Annotated in this window: 14 protein-coding genes; 9 read left to right on the top strand and 5 right to left on the bottom strand. The window is 35.8% G+C overall.

The window, feature by feature from the left end; translation table 11 throughout:
- Nucleotides 1-2 precede the first annotated feature (2 nt).
- Nucleotides 3-1,091 carry an MraY family glycosyltransferase gene (locus MHH64_RS20880; protein ID WP_095307952.1) on the top strand — a complete coding sequence of 363 codons (1,089 nt, stop codon included), beginning with the start codon at nucleotides 3-5 and terminating at the stop codon, nucleotides 1,089-1,091.
- 43 nt (nucleotides 1,092-1,134) lie between these two features.
- Here MHH64_RS20880 and MHH64_RS20875 read toward each other — a convergent pair whose 3' ends face one another.
- The 3 genes from MHH64_RS20875 to MHH64_RS20865 form a co-directional block, all read right to left on the bottom strand.
- Nucleotides 1,135-2,175, bottom strand: a complete 1,041-nt coding sequence (locus MHH64_RS20875; RefSeq protein ID WP_340002394.1) for an LCP family protein — start codon at nucleotides 2,173-2,175, stop codon at nucleotides 1,135-1,137.
- Nucleotides 2,176-2,353: 178 nt separating this feature from the next.
- Nucleotides 2,354-2,746 carry a glycerol-3-phosphate cytidylyltransferase gene (gene tagD, locus MHH64_RS20870; protein WP_095307956.1) on the bottom strand — a complete coding sequence of 131 codons (393 nt, stop codon included), beginning with the start codon at nucleotides 2,744-2,746 and terminating at the stop codon, nucleotides 2,354-2,356.
- A 290-nt stretch (nucleotides 2,747-3,036) separates the two neighbouring features.
- Nucleotides 3,037-4,149 carry an FAD-dependent oxidoreductase gene (locus tag MHH64_RS20865; RefSeq protein ID WP_340003298.1) on the bottom strand — a complete coding sequence of 371 codons (1,113 nt, stop codon included), beginning with the start codon at nucleotides 4,147-4,149 and terminating at the stop codon, nucleotides 3,037-3,039.
- Between the two features lie 209 nt (nucleotides 4,150-4,358).
- On the opposite strand from MHH64_RS20865, the gene MHH64_RS20860 reads away from it, so the two are divergent.
- The 3 genes from MHH64_RS20860 to MHH64_RS20850 all read left to right on the top strand — a co-directional run bounded on the left by MHH64_RS20860 (nucleotide 4,359) and on the right by MHH64_RS20850 (nucleotide 7,616).
- Nucleotides 4,359-5,081, top strand: a complete 723-nt coding sequence (locus tag MHH64_RS20860; RefSeq protein ID WP_340002393.1) for a WecB/TagA/CpsF family glycosyltransferase — start codon at nucleotides 4,359-4,361, stop codon at nucleotides 5,079-5,081.
- 474 nt (nucleotides 5,082-5,555) lie between these two features.
- Nucleotides 5,556-6,317: a glycerophosphodiester phosphodiesterase gene (locus tag MHH64_RS20855; protein ID WP_095307964.1), complete on the top strand. Its 762-nt coding sequence runs from the start codon at nucleotides 5,556-5,558 to the stop codon at nucleotides 6,315-6,317.
- Between the two features lie 759 nt (nucleotides 6,318-7,076).
- On the top strand, nucleotides 7,077-7,616 hold the full coding sequence (locus MHH64_RS20850) for a hypothetical protein (protein WP_340002392.1): 540 nt from the start codon (nucleotides 7,077-7,079) through the stop codon (nucleotides 7,614-7,616).
- Nucleotides 7,617-8,027: 411 nt separating this feature from the next.
- Here MHH64_RS20850 and MHH64_RS20845 read toward each other — a convergent pair whose 3' ends face one another.
- Entirely contained in the window at nucleotides 8,028-8,420 is a 393-nt protein-coding gene (locus tag MHH64_RS20845; RefSeq protein WP_095307969.1) for a hypothetical protein, read from the bottom strand.
- A 218-nt stretch (nucleotides 8,421-8,638) separates the two neighbouring features.
- The gene (locus MHH64_RS20840) at nucleotides 8,639-9,436 is read right to left on the bottom strand and encodes a MurR/RpiR family transcriptional regulator (protein ID WP_251661489.1); all 798 of its coding nucleotides are present in this window, start codon (nucleotides 9,434-9,436) and stop codon (nucleotides 8,639-8,641) included.
- A gap of 121 nt (nucleotides 9,437-9,557) precedes the next feature.
- On the opposite strand from MHH64_RS20840, the gene ptsG reads away from it, so the two are divergent.
- The 5 genes from ptsG (at nucleotide 9,558) to nagB (ending at nucleotide 14,375) form a co-directional block, all read left to right on the top strand.
- Complete coding sequence (gene ptsG, locus MHH64_RS20835; protein ID WP_095307973.1) at nucleotides 9,558-11,108, top strand: glucose-specific PTS transporter subunit IIBC; 1,551 nt, start codon at nucleotides 9,558-9,560, stop codon at nucleotides 11,106-11,108.
- A gap of 15 nt (nucleotides 11,109-11,123) precedes the next feature.
- Complete coding sequence (locus tag MHH64_RS20830; RefSeq protein WP_095307975.1) at nucleotides 11,124-11,801, top strand: N-acetylmannosamine-6-phosphate 2-epimerase; 678 nt, start codon at nucleotides 11,124-11,126, stop codon at nucleotides 11,799-11,801.
- Between the two features lie 41 nt (nucleotides 11,802-11,842).
- Nucleotides 11,843-12,334 carry a PTS glucose transporter subunit IIA gene (locus tag MHH64_RS20825; protein WP_118888550.1) on the top strand — a complete coding sequence of 164 codons (492 nt, stop codon included), beginning with the start codon at nucleotides 11,843-11,845 and terminating at the stop codon, nucleotides 12,332-12,334.
- Nucleotides 12,335-12,365: 31 nt separating this feature from the next.
- Nucleotides 12,366-13,541, top strand: a complete 1,176-nt coding sequence (gene nagA / locus MHH64_RS20820) for an N-acetylglucosamine-6-phosphate deacetylase (protein ID WP_340002390.1) — start codon at nucleotides 12,366-12,368, stop codon at nucleotides 13,539-13,541.
- 99 nt (nucleotides 13,542-13,640) lie between these two features.
- Nucleotides 13,641-14,375, top strand: a complete 735-nt coding sequence (gene nagB / locus MHH64_RS20815) for a glucosamine-6-phosphate deaminase (RefSeq protein WP_118888552.1) — start codon at nucleotides 13,641-13,643, stop codon at nucleotides 14,373-14,375.
- Nucleotides 14,376-14,648: the final 273 nt, after the last annotated feature.

Raw genomic sequence — 14,648 nt, 5'->3', positions numbered from 1 at the left:
TTATGTGGAACATAAGCGAATTGCTTATAGCATTTCTAATTTCCTGCGGGACAGCATTACTTGTAACACCTTTAATTATAAAACTATCCTTTAAATTTAATATCGTTGATAAGCCAGACAATAATCGTAAAATGCATAAAGGTCCTAAACCGAGTATGGGTGGGCTTGGTATTTTTATCGGTACAGCCGCAGGTTTTTGGTATTTACAGCCTGCTAGCCCAGAGATGAATGCAATTATACTTGGTGCGTTTATTATGCTGATAACAGGAATAATTGATGACATGTTTGAAATAAGAGCGGCCTATAAATTATGTGGTCAGATTGCAGCTGCTGTAGTAGTTGTCTCATCTGGATTAATTATTGATAAGGTGACCTTGCCATTTACTGGAACTGTGTTTTTAAATGAATATGTCGGAATTGCTTTGACGATCTTTTGGATTTTGGCAGCCTCTAATGCGATTAACTTAATTGATGGTTTAGATGGACTGGCTGCTGGGGTTTCTATAATTGCTTTAATCAGCATTCTCATAATGGCTGTAACAGATTTCAGATTTATCGTAGTGGCTTTATGTGTTATTTTGATTGGAAGCTCTTTAGGTTTTCTTTTCTTCAACTTCCATCCGTCTAAGATTTTTATGGGGGACACAGGAGCATTGTTTCTTGGGTATTCGATCGCAGTTGTATCGATGCTTGGGTTATTTAAAAATGTAGCGTTCTTTAGTTTTATCATACCGATAATTGTTATTGCCATTCCGGTCTTTGATACATTGCTGGCTATTATAAGAAGGACGATGAATCATCAGGGGATTGCTAAACCAGATAATAAACATATCCATTATCAGTTGATGAAAAGAGGGTATTCACATCGTGCTTCCGTTCTAATCATCTATGGTTTTAGCGTATTCTTTGGAATCATGGCTGTAATCTTTAATAGTGCGACACTATTATCATCATTAGCTGTATTGGCATGTATATTAATAGGATTCCAGCTGTTTTCTGAAATAGCTGGGATAACCATTCATAATCGCCAACCAATACTACGGGGGATTCGTCAGCTTACAAAACTGCGAAAGCCTAACAGAATGAAATAAAAGAAGCATCTAATCTACTAACACTAGATTAGATGCTTCTTTTTTAATAGGACTCTGAAGTACTTTCAATCGTTGAATCTTGATTATTTACAACGGATGAATTAATTTCTAGATGATCCTGTAATAAAGCTTTTGTTTCCTCTAAAGATGGTTGATCAAGTGCCCAATAATATTTATTTGCAGGCTGATAATCGTATCCTTCTAATGATAAAGTATTAATCTCGATGTTCTTTCCTTTTGTACCGTACGTAATAAATGTTTTCATATCGCTAAACGTCATATTTGTCGTCATATTATCGCCAACAGCTTCTAACAAATCATCATAATTTAAAATAGAATTAAGTGACGTTGCTTTATTGATTACTGCTTTCATAATTTCCTGTTGTCTCTTACCACGCTCAATGTCATTATCGAGCTTTCTTGTTCTTGCAAGTGCAAGTGCTTCTTCTCCACCAACGTCTTGAACACCCGGCATGAGGTGAATTGAATCACGCTTATCCATTGAATCGGATTCTTTGAATTCGTATGGTACGTCTACGGATATCCCGCCTAAAGCATCGACAACATCTACAAATGCATGGAAGTTAACTTTTACATAATAATCGACAGGAATATCGAGTAAGTTTTCAACCGTTTCAATCGCACCAGTAGTTCCGCCGAAATAATGTGCATGATTGATTTTATCCTCATAACCAACTTCTGGAATGTAAACTAATGAATCACGCGGGATACTCAGAAGATTAACGCTCTTTTCATCTTTATTGAAAGTGGCAAGCATTAAAGCATCTGTTCTTGCACTGTCAGCATTCCCCCGATGATCATTTGAGTCGATACCCATGATTAGCACCGAAACATTATCAATACTTGGATCCACAAGTGCATCCCTTAATGGGGATTTTTCTCTTTCCGTCTCTACATAGGAGTCTGACATTACGGTATCCGCTTTTATATACAAATAAGTACCATAGCCTAGTACACTAAGAAAGGCAATTAAAATTGGTAGCAAGATAAAATAAACTTTTTTACGTATTTTTCGTTTATGTCTTTTAACGATTCGAGTCTGGGTAATTCGATTATTACTCATTATGTTTTCTCCTTAAATAACAATTCTATTAACTACTCATCCAAAAACATACTACAATTTATTTTACTATGAAAGTAGCAATTCGTAAATTAAATTTTAATTACAATGTGAAGGATAAATAGTTTCCATATGTATTAGACGTTCAACATCTGAAAAGGATACATTATTTCTTATATTTCTATTGGTTGTTATTCATATTTCTTTTAATCTCTGATGTTGAGATACCTTCAGTTCTTGGGAAATATACAACCTCACAATATTCCTGTAAAAAATCAAACTGTCCTTTCCAGTCATCTCCCATTACAAAAATATCAATATGATAACGTTTCACATCATCGATTTTTTGATCCCATGAATACTCTGGAATAACCTTATCAACGAAACGAATCGATTCTAAAATCATTTTCCGATTGTCAAAAGTATGATAAGCCTGTTTATTTTTTACTTTATTAAATTCATCTGTAGAAATTCCTACAACTAAATAATCTCCTAGATCCTTTGCGCGGCGTAGTAAATTGATATGACCAGCATGAATCAAATCGAAAGTTCCATATGTTAGTATTTTTTTAATGGGTTACGCCTCCATTTTTTACTGATGATTTTAATAATTATCATATCATAAATGTGAAACTAAAACTTACATAAATCGACTTTTTTAGTACAAATAGGACAGACGAAGCTACAAGTCTGCAATCAAATGGTTGAAGTCCTGATATTAGGATTCACGTCAATAGTTGTTCAAAAATATTTCTATATATAAACTTAGGATATTATTAGTAACAATTTTCTTATTCTTCTTTTAAAAAATAAGGAAAGATTCTTACCGCCATTTCTATTAAACTCTAAATTCCCTGCACATTATTAGTTTCGTTCAGGCTGATAGGCTGTTAAATCTAAATCAACATCTTTTCCTTCAGCTATTGAAGCAGCTAATGATCCAACATAAGGTCCCATCGTTAAGCCGGATGCACCTAGCCCGGTTGCAATTACAATGCCTTTTACCTTATCAAGCATTCCTAACAAAGGTAAGCCGTCTGGACTCATGGGGCGAAATCCGATTCTCATTTCCTGAACAGTACCACTGGAAAGACCAGGTGCCACGTCTAAAGCATTTGATAGAACCTCATGAATTCCGCCAGCTGTCGTTTTATAATCAAATCCAGAGCCTGTTTCTCTTGTTGCACCGGCAACAACTCTAGCATCATCAAATGCTAACATATAATGACTCGACTTTGGTAATACGACTGGCCAATTGGATGTATCCTCATTTGGTAACGTAATATGAGCAATTTGTCCACGCTGGGCATCAACTTTCAAATCAATACCAACTGGATCTAATAATTGTGGTGTCCACGCACCTGCTGCAGCAATTACAACATCAGCCTGAATTGTTTGGTTTTGATACTTTACTCCAGTAATGACGTCTTGTTCTTTCACAAGGGTTGCTTCCCCTTGAAGGACTTCTGCTCCATGTATTTTAGCTGCACGTACCATCGCATCTCGTAGTAACCTTCCGTCAACCCGTGCTGCACCAGAAATAAAGACAGCCTCTAACTGTTCGTTTAAAGGTGGGAATAATTCACGTGCTTCTTGAGCGGACAAGCGCTTAATGTCTCCAATTTCTGGTGCGTTTTCATATTTAGCTTTAACTTCTTTTTCAATTGCATCTAACTCATGTAAGTCTGAACGCACACAAAGGGCTCCAATTTTTTTATAGCTCACATTATCTTCTCCATCGTTCTTTAATTGATCGATAAGGTGCGAATAAAATGATGCTCCTCTTCTTGCGATCTGATACCAATCTTCGTCCTGCACATGTGAAGAAACCCAAGGACAGACAATTCCTGCACCTGCAGCAGTTGCCGCTCCTTGATGCTTTTTATCAATCAAAATGACATCATGATTATTTTTTACTAATTGATATGCCGCACTTGCCCCTACAATACCACTGCCTACAACAATAATTTTCATAATAGAATTCTCTCCTGTGCGATCTGGATTTTAAAAAATTCAATGTATTCTATAAAAATTATACATCACATGTTAATTGATTGTGAAATAATTAAATATTAATCCATTTAGTCTGAATTTTCCCCCTACCAGGGTGTTTGCTACTATGGTATTTTAAATGTATAGATAAAATGACAGGAATAAAAAAGGAAAGTTTGAAAGGTTGTTAATAGATGACGAGGGTGAACATAGAACAAATTGAAATATTAAATACAACAAAAAAAGATTTCTTACATTATCATTTATATCCCCGATTGAACAGAAAACAACAAACTTTTGTTGTGTTAGCTGACACGGCAACACTTATGCATGCGGAAAAGGATAGAATTTATAAACAAATCGTTCAGTCAGCAGACTATGTTGTTGCCGGTGGAGAAGGAATTATCAGTGCTGCAAAATATAAGAAAGAGCCGTTCAAAGAACGAATTGAAGCTTATGATGTCATGCTTGATTTAATCAAATTTGCTCAAGTGCAGGGTTTAAGCTGTTACTTTTTAGGTGGGAAAGATTATATAAATGAAAAGGCTGTGTTAGAAGTAGAGAAAATGTTTCCAGAGATAAGTATTGCAGGCTATCATCATGGTTCAATTTCGATTGAAGATTCACAAATCGCAACAAATATGAAACAGGCAAACCCCGATCTTATTTTTGTATCATTAAAGAAAGCCAAACAAGAACAATGGATTGCTACATATAAAAATCAGTTTCAAAAAGGTATGTTTATCGGAGTAGGAGACAGCCTTGAGCTATTAGCTGGTGAAAGGGAGCAAATACCACGTAATTGGAAAAAGCTAAATTTGGAATGGCTGTATCGATTGCTAAAAAAACCTTCTCGGTTCAGTCAAACAATGAGGAAAATTGGATTTCTCTTGCGTCTGGTTTTGAATACTAAGTAAACTTGGCTAGATTTCAAGGTTGTTTTTACATCTAATCCCAATAGTAAATAGTGTTTGTTTTTAATTAAACTGATTTTCATTAACTTACTATTACGTATGTAAATGATTCGTTAATCATTTGTTAGAAATCAGTAAAAATGCATTTTTCTGTATCTATTTATGATTAAATAAATATTGTCATAACGAATAGGGATTATGAAAATGGTATAGTTGATTTAGTTGATATTTCTAAGTCAGGATAAGAAAAAATGTAATGATTTGACTTTTGAGTAGTTTGCAAAATACTGGAATAAGGTATTTATTGGCAGAGTGCAGATAAAGTGTAGGAAACTGCAGTAACGCAATTTAATGCAGTAATTCAACAAGCTAATACGGTAAAGGGTCAAGGTAAGGTAACAATAGAGGATGAGTATAGGGAGAGAGAAGATACGCTCTTGCTCCATTATTTAATAATTTAGTAAAGGAAGTGTTTCTATGTGTGAGACAAAGATTTACGGTCATCGTGGTTGTATGGGTATGTTTCCAGAAAACACACTGCTTGGATTTAGGAAGGCAATTGAGCTTGGTGTCGATGGATTGGAAATTGATGTCCATATGACAAAAGATGGTGAAATTGTTGTCATTCATGATGAAACATTAGATCGAACAACAGATGGATCTGGATTTATAAAGGATTTAACCTTAGATGAGATTAAACAGTTTAGTGCTGGGGTGAAGTATACGCACTTTCAGGATTATGATCCAGCGAACTGGGAAATGGAACGTGTACCAACGTTAAAAGAACTATTAGAGCTGCTGGAGCCTTATCCAATTGATTTGAATATCGAATTAAAGACATATCAATTTCATTATGAGGGTATAGAAGAAAAGGTTCTTTCAATAGTAGAACAATATGGGAATAGAAGAAATGTAATTTATTCTTCTTTTCATTTACCTACATTATTACGTATGAAAAGTCGTGATAAGGAAACGAACATTGCATGGCTATTAGACCAGCCAATTACACATCCACTCGATTACATGAATGTATTTGATTTAGAGGCATTACATCTATCAAAAAGGATGACATTATCCGATCCGTATGAGTGGAAAGGAATGCTTGATAAAATTCGAGTTTGGACAGTAAATGAAAAAGATGAATTGAAGCAGTTATTAGACCTCCGGGTAAATGCGATTATTACAGATTTTCCGGAAAAAGCTCTCTTTTATCGAAGTGAAAGATTGACATTTTCATAGAAGTGTCTTACTCGAAAAGATACAATAAGACGTTTCGTTATACTGATTTTCTAGAAATAAAACTTGGATTTAAGGATAAATATGCCAAATCCGAAGATAGGAGCTGCTGAATGATTCAGGGCTCCTATCTATGTGTGAATACCTGTCGAAATGGGTTATACATAATTTTTAGGAATTAAGGGCGATATCCAACATTTTTTATCCTAATTTTATAAATTAATAATTTCATAGATGCTTAGCTCCTTTATCTCAGCAATTTCAGCAATAGGCATTCCTTTCGCTAAAAGTTTCCTTGCTACTTTTCTCCAGTAATTCTTTTTCTTTATAACGTTCTACCTAGGAAGAGTTACTTACAATTAAGAACATTATCCCCAAATAAAACTGCTTGATTCAACGTTCGCTTAAATTTCAATGGATTTGTCCAATTATCTTTACCAATATAAAGAATGATTGGAATAATCACTGATAGACGGAATGTTTTTCGAGTTACTTCCTTTTCATCACTGCTTTTGATTACTTCTCGCCATATTTCAACCAAAAAGTTATGGTTATAAGCAAAATTCTGTTTAATGTTTTTATTTTAGCCTGATTTGAGGTAAGTTGATACTAAGAAAAATCGAGTCTAATAGTTATTTCCCGGGAAATATCGACAAAATCATAGTGATAGACTAGTTAGTTTCTTGAGAAAACAGGGTTAATATATCCACTATAATTTAATTGCGCTACCTCTAGAAAAACATCTATGGGAGCATGGAAATAGTGTTTGTTGTTGAAATTTATAAGGCTTATCCTAATCAATGGCAGTTCTTATCCCAGATCGAAAAAAACTGTGGCGAAGAGATTGAGGATATTGTTAAAAATAACTCTCTAAATAAAGGAGTCGTTTCTAAGGTAAAGGAACAAACTAATATTGTGAAGATGCCTAAAAGATTAAAAGTTATCAACAGTAATGGGAACCATATACCTAAAAGTAGCTTGCCACCAGTATTGATAAATAAAACAATACAATTAGCAACATTTACTAACCCTGAATTCTTTAAAGCCAAGTCGAAGAGATTATCAACATATAAGATACCAAGAATAATTGATTGTACAGAAAATTACAAAGACTACATCATCTTACCAAGAGGGTGTTTGGATCGTTTAAAAGCATTAATGCTGGAAAATGGTACTGAGCTATTAGTGAAAGGAAGATTCAGACCTGTTTTTGGAATCCTCTTTACTAGCTGTTTTAAAATATTCCTGTTCGAAAACCGATTTTTATGGTATAGTATACATAGAAGAATAAATTATTCATAAAATAATAAGGACCGAAGATACTGCTAATATCTCCGGTCAGCAATGAGTCGCTCCTCTTCAAGAGAGGCAGCGCAGTAAGGATAGACCTCGCCGGACTGGTAATCTCAGAGAGGTCTATTTTTTATGGTCGATGATTACTACAACGAGTGTTGCGAACGCAATCATGATAACCATTGTCTCGAAAACAGACATAGGCAACACCTCCCTTCGTTATAGCATATCGCATGACACTATAACGGCAAAAAGTGCGCCGACCTCCCATGAGAAAAAGCAACTATTGCATGTAATCATTATACCTTTAAGTATCAAAAAGCAAAAGAACAAATGTTCTTTTGTGACCTGCCACTATTGCCTTGTAATCCAATACTAAAAGAAGAGCTACTAAATTCAGCACTCCTCTCTTTAATCTTTCTACATCCTCTTCACAGAAATAGCCTGAGAATAACTCGTTACTCTACACCCATCTAAATCTGCTTCATTAAGCAGTCCGAGTTCGATTGCAGCGTTTACCTTTCCATCATCAGGTTTTTTAACTACTTGAATGAGGTCATGCATTTGTAATTCTTCTAGTCGTTCAACTGTATCCATCTCTTTAAACTTTTCTGTTTTTCGAATCTGTCGCAGAAGTCTGTAGTCTCCTTCGGTAAACTCTCCCTTTTTATTAGGTCCACTATATTTATCCATATGTGTATGGAAAGAAGCTTTCAAATGACTCATTTCAGATTCGATTTCTTTCTTTAACTTGTTCAAATCATAATAACGGGCTAGCATATCCTCTGTTAACAGCAAATTATCTGTGTTCATTATACCCCTCCAAAAAATATTATTTGTAGAGTTTATTGATGGGATAGATGAATTATTCATTATTTTTGGTAGGTGTTTTGAAGCTTTCGATGGCATGAATTACGAAATTTGCAGATGGAAAAGGATTGGGTTAAAACAGAGATATAGTGATATTAAGTAAAGAAAAATTCATTTATGAGTCAGAATGCTAGTGCTCAATTTCGGCACTAGCATTCTGATTAACTATATTTGTGAATTGCATCTAATGTTTTTTGCCGCGCATGCATTAGGTCTTCATTGTTAAGCAGTTTGTAGGTTAATAAATCCAGCAGGAAGAGACCGGGTATCTGAGAATTAATGAACTTAGGATCATCAATGTATTTATAGCTTGATATAAGTATAACTTCGTCAGCAAGCTCACTTAATACAGTTTGCTCGAAATTCGTTACAACGATAATTGTAACGTTATTGTTTTTTGCTATTTTTGCTGAGTCGATAACTGGTTTCGTTTTACCAGAATTAGAAAAACAAATGAGCAAGTCGTTTTCCTGTAGCAGGCTGCTTTTCATTAATAAATCATGTGCATCCGTCACAGATTCAGAAGCAATCCCCATTCGATATATTCTACTGTTGAATTCATGTGCGATCAAACCAGAGTTTCCAATCCCACAAAATAACACCTTATTTTTGTTTAAAATGAGTTTTACGATTCTACTTGTTTGTTCTTCGCTAAAGAACTCCTGTGTTGATTTAATAATTGTTTGGTAATAATTGTAAACTTTTTCAAAGGTGTGATCGCTTTTTCTGCTTTCCGTACTGTTTCCAATTAAGGAAAATTTCATTTGCTGGAACGTATTGAAATCAATTTTTTTGCAAAATCTGGTTATACTAGCTGGAGATACTTGAATTTCTTCAGATAAGTCGATAATGGTTTTATCACGTATGGAAGCTTTATTGGCGAGTAAATATCTGGTGATTTTTTTATCATTATCAGTTAATGAAGAATTGTATTTTTGAATCCTATTCTCAAAATTCAACAGATTCATCTCCTTTCTTAACTCTAAGTAATTTTATCATACCATCAAATATTATATTGACATAGATGAAAGCGTTTGTTAATATTTTTTGTGAAAATAATTTTCTGGAGGTGTAATATTTATGAAAAAGTTTTTCGGTAAAGCGCAGCAATTTGGGAAATCATTTATGTTACCGATTGCTATCCTACCTGCAGCAGGTCTATTACTAGGAATAGGGGGTGCTTTATCCAATCCAAATACAGTTAATGCATATCCAATCTTGGACCAATTCTTGCTCCAAGCGATTTTTACAATAATGAGTTCCGCGGGTAATATTGTGTTTGCAAATTTACCGGTTATATTTGCAGTAGGGGTTGCCATTGGACTGGCAAGATCAGATAAAGGTACAGCTGGCTTAGCTGCTTTAATTGGTTATTTAGTTATGAATGCAACGATAAATGCTATCCTAATTATTTCTGATAAATTAGCTACAGATAGCCTTTCCGCAGTTGGACAAGGTGTAACACTAGGGATTCAAACATTAGAATCAGGTGTGTTTGGCGGGATTATTGTTGGTATTATGGCAGGATTATTGCACAATCGATTTAATAAAATTGAACTTCCACAATTCTTAGGTTTCTTTGGAGGATCGCGGTTTGTTCCAATCATAACTTCCTTTTCTGCAATCATTCTTGGAACGGTCATGTATTATGTATGGCCAATGATTCAAAATGTCATCTTTAATTTTGGTGATATTGTTAATGCGACTGGTTATATCGGTACATTTTTCTATGGTTTTATACTAAGAATGTTAGGACCATTCGGGTTGCATCACATTTTCTATCTACCTTTCTGGCAAACCGGTTTAGGTGGTGCGTTAGAAATTGGAGGGCAATTAATCCAGGGAACGCAAAATATATTCTTCGCACAATTGGGTGATCCGACAACGACAAAATTCTTTGAAGGTACATCACGTTTTATGTCTGGACGATTTATTACGATGATGTTTGGTTTATTAGGTGCAGCATATGCGATTTATCGTACTGCAAAGCCTGAACATAAAAAGGTTGTTGGTGGGTTAATGCTTTCAGCTGCATTGACATCCTTCTTAACAGGGATTACAGAGCCATTAGAATTTTCATTCTTGTTTATCGCTCCATTACTTTATGTGATGCATGCAATTTTTGATGGTCTAGCATTTATGCTGGCTCATATTTTCCAAATAACAATCGGGCAAACATTCTCTGGAGGATTTATTGACTTCATTCTATTTGGAGTATTACAAGGACAGGCACTAACCAACTGGATGTACGTTATTCCAATCGGAATCATTTGGTTCTTCTTATATTTCTTTACGTTCACATTCTTAATTAAGAAGTTTAACTTTAAAACGCCTGGACGCGAAGACAAGAAAGCAGAAGATGATACTACTGTTCAAACAGCTCAAGGTTCTGGAGAAGAACGACCACTAGCAATCATCCAAGCATTGGGTGGAAGAGATAACCTAGTTGATGTCGATAATTGTGCAACGAGATTGCGTGTCACTGTTAAAGATGGGGAAATGGTAAATGAAGCAGCTTTACAACAAACAGGAAGTAAAGGTGTTATTGTTAAAGGTGAAGGAGTACAGGTAATCTACGGTCCACAGGTATCAGTTATAAAAAATGAAATCGAAGAAGAACTAGAGAAATAATAGGAGTTGAACGTTTTGAAATTACCAAGTAATTTAATTGTATCGTGTCAAGCATTGGAAGATGAACCACTTCATTCATCCTTTATCATGAGCAAGATGGCGCTTGCTGCTGCTCAAGGTGGAGCAAAGGGAATTCGAGCTAATTCAAAAGAAGATATTATTGAGATAAAGAAAGAAGTCTCCCTTCCTATTATCGGAATTGTAAAGCGGAATTATCAGGGATCAGATGTCTATATTACTGCCACGAGTAAAGAAGTAGACGAATTAATTGAAAGTGGCTGTGAAGTTATTGCGATGGACGCGACCATTAGCGAAAGACCGAAAGAGTCATTAGAAGAATTAGTTAACTATGCGAGAGAACAGGCACCACATGTTGAATTAATGGCGGATATATCAACCATTGAGGAAGCAATTATTGCTGAAAAACTAGGCTTTGATTACGTTGGAACAACATTGCATGGCTATACGAAGCATACAAAAGGGAAGAAATTATATGATCAGGATTTTGCCTTTTTAAAAGAAGTATTGCAAGCAGTGGAAAAACCAGTAATTGCGGAAGGAAATATTATAACACCAGATATGTTGAAGAAATCCTTTGAACTTGGAGTATATGCAACCGTTGTTGGTGGAGCAATTACAAGACCGAAAGACATTACAAGTCGATTTGTTCATGAAATCAAAGATATGCTTTAATAGAAGATAGTGATTAATTTATATAGAAAGGAATTCACACTATGTTTAAAAAACTGTTTAAGCAAAAAAAGGAAGAAAATATAGTTGCACCATTAAACGGAAAAATTGTACCTATGGAAGAAGTTCCTGATCCAGTCTTTAATCAGAAAATGATGGGAGAAGGGATTGCAATTGTTCCGGAAGAAGGAATGGTTTATTCCCCAGTTAACGGAAAGATCATTCAGCTTGCTGAGACAAAACATGCGATTGGACTTATTACGGAAGGTGGGGTAGAGATTCTTATCCATATCGGACTGGAAACGGTTGGATTAAAAGGAGAGGGATTTACCACAAAAGTAAATGTAGGAGATGAAGTAATCGCTGGGCAGCTGTTAATGGAAGTAGACCTGGAATATATTGGTGAACATGCATCGGACACTATCACACCAATTGTAATTACAAATAGTGCAGAAGGTAATAAAACGTATCGCTTTACATCGGAAAAACTTGCAAAAGCAAAAGAGACGGTTATCATTACAGCTGAAGATAAATAGTTGTTATTAGAAATATGTGGAGGGGAAACACATGGTAGAAGGCAATCGGTCGATATTTATAAAGAATGCAAGGCTCTATTTGGAGGATAAAGTGATTCCAAATGGTGGAATTTATATCGAAAATAATCGCATTCAGTCCATTCATGAAGGTAAGGATCTACCACATAATCTTGATCAACATGTTCACATTATTGATGCAACTGACCTAAATGCTATCCCGGGATTTATCGATGGACATATCCACGGTGCGAATGGAGCGGACACCATGGATGCAACAGAAGAAGCGTTAGATAAAATTGCATCGCTTTTACCAATGGAAGGGACGACAAGCTTTCTCGCAACGACGATAACGCAGTCACCAGAGCATATCTCTAAGGCATTGGAAAATGTTGCACGTTATCCAAACAAACCAGGCCAAGCAGAGATGATAGGGGTTCATTTAGAAGGGCCTTTTGTAGAAAAAACAAAGGCTGGCGCGCAACCAAGAGAGTATATTATTAAACCAGATTTGGAACAATTTAAGAAATGGCAACAGCAATCTGGAGGGAAAATAAAAACGATCACGATGGCCCCAGAGCATGATGAAGAAGGTCTGTTTATTAAACACCTAGTACAGTCTGGTGTGAATGTTTCAGCAGGACATACAGATGCTGGATTTGCTGGAATAAAAAAAGCAACAGTACATGGTGTTAGCCAGTTAACCCATCTTTGTAATGCAATGAATGGAATCCATCACCGTGATATTGGTGCGGTCGGTGCAGCATTTCAACTGAATGAATTACGAGCAGAATTAATTGCAGATGGAATTCATGTTGCTCCAGATATGCTGCAATTAATTTATAATAACATGGGTAGTGAGCGGATTATTTTAATTACGGATGCGATGCGTGCTAAAGGACTACCAGATGGCGATTATGAGCTTGGCGGTCAACCGGTTAAAGTAGAAAACGGGAAAGCTGTATTAGAAGATGGAACACTAGCGGGAAGTATTTTGAAGATGCATGATGGTGCAAAGCAAATGCTGAAGCTAACCGATGTTTCGATTCGTAATATTGTTGAAATGGCTTCCGTTAACCCGGCAAAGCAAATTGGAATTTACGATCAAAAAGGCAGTATTTCACTTGGGAAAGACGCTGATATTCTGTTGGTAGATGATGAACTAGATATAAAATTTACCATTTGCCGTGGGGAAATTTCATTCCAATAAACACTTTGTTGATATTCCATGTTATTATCAAAGTGTATACAAAATTTGACAAGAACTGCTAAGTTCTGCAGAAGTATTTCATTTGGAGGAGATTGGAAAGTGAACGTTATCAAAGTAAAAAACTACGATGAGATGAGTGAAAAGGCAACCGAACTTATTGTAAATCGTATCAATACCTTAGAGAACCCAGTACTTGGTTTAGCAACTGGTTCAACACCAGAAGGTCTCTATCAACGAACAATTAAAAAGTTTGAGCAAAAAGAAGTATCGTTTAAAAATGTAACTACTTTTAATTTAGATGAGTATGTCGGATTAGATAAAGATGATTCAAATAGCTATTATTATTTTATGAATGAAAAGCTATTTCGTCATGTAGATATTGCAATGGATCGTGTTCACGTTCCAAATGGTGTTGCTCAGGATTTGGAAAAAGAATGTATGGAACATGAGCGAGCAATTGAACAAGCAGGTGGGATTGATGTTCAGGTTTTGGGGATTGGCGGAAATGGACATATTGGTTTTAATGAACCAGGAACTTCCTTTTCTAGCAGGACACATGTTGTTGACTTAGATGAGTCCACGATTCAGGCCAATGCGCGATTCTTCAATTCAATTGACGACGTACCAACACAAGCAGTTTCTATGGGAATCGAGACAATCATGAACAGTAAAGAGATTCTGTTACTCGTTTCTGGTGAAGCAAAAGCAGATGCAATGGCAAAATTGCTGAATGGCGAAGTGTCTGAAGACTTCCCGGCTTCTATTTTGAAACAGCATGAAAACGTAACAGTCATTGTTGACGAAGCAGCATTGACTGTTGCAGAAAGTAAATAATTATTTCAACGAGCGCTCGCATTGAGCGCTTTTACTTTTCCATTAGCACCATACCAGGCGAAATAGCAGCAGTTAGGACACCATTCTTGGCAGCGAAGTCACCATCCCATTCAGTTAAGACACCATTCACAAAAATAAGGCACCATCCCGCGCAGCTAGGACACCATCCGCAAAAATAAGGCACCATCCCATGCAGTTAAGACACCATTCGCAAAAATAAGGCACCATCCCGCACAGTTAGGACACCATTCGCAAAAATAAGGCACCATCCCG

Source organism: Oceanobacillus sp. FSL K6-0127 (genome assembly GCF_037983385.1).
In the GTDB taxonomy this organism is placed as follows: domain Bacteria; phylum Bacillota; class Bacilli; order Bacillales; family Amphibacillaceae; genus Oceanobacillus; species Oceanobacillus profundus.
This window is presented reverse-complemented; position numbering and strand designations above follow the sequence as displayed.

Bases quoted from the DNA above. Each gene is read 5' to 3' on its own strand.
- MHH64_RS20880 (WP_095307952.1), top strand. From the start codon at position 3: ATGTGGAACATAAGCGAATTGCTTATAGCATTTCTAATTTCCTGCGGG.
- MHH64_RS20875 (WP_340002394.1), bottom strand. From the start codon at position 2,175: ATGAGTAATAATCGAATTACCCAGACTCGAATCGTTAAAAGACATAAA.
- MHH64_RS20860 (WP_340002393.1), top strand. From the start codon at position 4,359: ATGACGAGGGTGAACATAGAACAAATTGAAATATTAAATACAACAAAA.
- MHH64_RS20855 (WP_095307964.1), top strand. From the start codon at position 5,556: ATGTGTGAGACAAAGATTTACGGTCATCGTGGTTGTATGGGTATGTTT.
- MHH64_RS20845 (WP_095307969.1), bottom strand. From the start codon at position 8,420: ATGAACACAGATAATTTGCTGTTAACAGAGGATATGCTAGCCCGTTAT.
- ptsG (WP_095307973.1), top strand. From the start codon at position 9,558: ATGAAAAAGTTTTTCGGTAAAGCGCAGCAATTTGGGAAATCATTTATG.
- MHH64_RS20825 (WP_118888550.1), top strand. From the start codon at position 11,843: ATGTTTAAAAAACTGTTTAAGCAAAAAAAGGAAGAAAATATAGTTGCA.
- nagA (WP_340002390.1), top strand. From the start codon at position 12,366: ATGGTAGAAGGCAATCGGTCGATATTTATAAAGAATGCAAGGCTCTAT.